A 1,342-nucleotide genomic window follows, 5' to 3' on the forward strand; every position below is an offset into this window, starting at 1 on the left:
GATGATGATAATCAATGGCGAACTGGTGTTGGCAGTGCTCAAAAATTATTGCCTATTCATGTTGTTTATGAATACTGTAGTGACACGCCCTTTTATCCGGTACCTGATTTTAAAGAACAACCCAAGTCGTCAAAAGAATTTTATAATTGGTTAAATAATGGCGAGAAAGAATCTTGGTTTTGCGAGGGGTCTAAGTTAGGTATTGATTTTGCGATATATAAAGGGGCGCGCGGGGGCGCTGGCGTGGCGGGCCTCCCCGGGTTTTTTGGGCGGCCGGGTCGTGTCGTTTTAAATGCCATAAAGGCGTTGTATGAAGTCAGAACAAACGATTTTCTTGCGCTAGAAAATGATCTCAAACCATGTAACTTGCCGGAGCATCAGTATAAGAACTGATATTCATTGGGCGCAGGGTATATTGTTGTAGCAGTTCGGCGGCATATCCACTGTCTCTTGATCACATCTTACGCAACTCCTAGGGATTGAGCGAGAAAAAAGCCTTCAACTCGCTCAGTTAATCTAAACCAACCATCCCAGAGAGTAGCCCATGATGCTTTTCCAGTTCTTTTAGAATTACTCCAACCACCAAGTTTAGCGATAGCTTGATATGCCCATTCAGCCGTTGGCATTTTTGATGGTAGTTCTTTTTTTTCAACTGTTTTCCATAAAACCTTCCACTCAATCTCGGTGAGTAGTTCATTGCATGGGATACATACAGCATCTTCCTCTAAAACCAAGCTTGAGGGTTCAAAATACTCTTTTAACTGAAGTAATCTAACAGCCAAAAATGACAAGATAACAACCATTTTTTCTAAATTATTGGGTGATTGCATGCGCTGCCTTTCAGCACCTACACCTGATTTCCATGCCTTATGAAAATCCTCTATTCTCCATCTTAACTCATAATATCGTGTAATTTGCCGAATCTCATCAAAGCTTGTTATCGGCTCTGTTGTTAATAATATCCATTCTAATATTTCTTCGGTATCTAAAGGATTTTTCTCTCTTGCAATAACTACATTCAGTGTTATAGGTCTTAAATCAACAGCTAGCGCTTTTAAGCTACGCTCTGCGGGCATAAAAGTAACTTGCTTGGCCATTATTTCCAATTCTACAACACGCTTTTTCCTCTTACTTTTTTGTGCAATCTCTATAGAATAACTTCCCATAGGCTTGAGATTAGATAAATCCTCTAAAAGTTTGACTGAGGTGTTAGCAAGTTTCCTATTATGTTTTCCTCTGACAATAAATCGTTGGTTATGCTCCAACTTGTATTGTATATACTCATAAATATCCGCTTCTCTGTCGCATACAGAAATCACATCTTTTATCTTTTCCCCAAGAC

At 39.6% G+C, this 1,342-nt stretch carries 1 protein-coding gene and 1 pseudogene; one reads left to right on the forward strand and one right to left on the reverse strand.

Annotation, left to right across the window (positions count from 1 at the left end; translation table 11 throughout):
* Positions 1-393, forward strand: a pseudogene (locus Lgra_RS16940) (F-box protein); the annotation flags it as partial.
* Between the two features lie 68 nt (positions 394-461).
* Here Lgra_RS16940 and Lgra_RS16945 read toward each other — a convergent pair.
* The coding region (locus Lgra_RS16945; RefSeq protein ID WP_193786669.1) for an IS4 family transposase at positions 462-1,342 on the reverse strand (881 nt) is incomplete at its 5' end.

Source organism: Legionella gratiana (assembly GCF_001467695.1).
Taxonomy (GTDB): Bacteria; Pseudomonadota; Gammaproteobacteria; order Legionellales; family Legionellaceae; genus Legionella; species Legionella gratiana.